Origin of the sequence: Billgrantia ethanolica (assembly GCF_021404305.1) — a bacterium.
Taxonomy (GTDB): Bacteria; Pseudomonadota; Gammaproteobacteria; order Pseudomonadales; family Halomonadaceae; genus Halomonas; species Halomonas ethanolica.
In genome coordinates, this window is the sequence record NZ_JABFTX010000043.1 from 1 (window position 1) to 315 (window position 315).

At 56.8% G+C, this 315-nt stretch carries 1 rRNA gene; it reads left to right on the forward strand.

The window, feature by feature from the left end:
- Positions 1 to 315 (forward strand): 23S ribosomal RNA (locus tag HOP53_RS21435); the annotation flags it as partial.

Below are 315 nucleotides of genomic sequence, written 5' to 3' on the forward strand. Positions count from 1 at the left end.
GATGGCTAAACCGTATGCATGTGATACCGGGTAGGGGTTGTGTGTGCGGGGTTGTGGGACCTATCTTTCCGGCTCTACCTGGCTGGAGGGCAGTGAGAAAATGTTGTGGTTAGCGGAAATGGCTTGGGATGGCCTGCCGTAGACGGTGAGAGCCCGGTACGTGAAAACCCGACGTCTGTCTTGATGGTGTTCCCGAGTAGCAGCGGGCCCGTGGAATCTGCTGTGAATCTGCCGGGACCACCCGGTAAGCCTGAATACTTCCCAGTGACCGATAGCGGATTAGTACCGTGAGGGAATGGTGAAAAGTACCCCGGG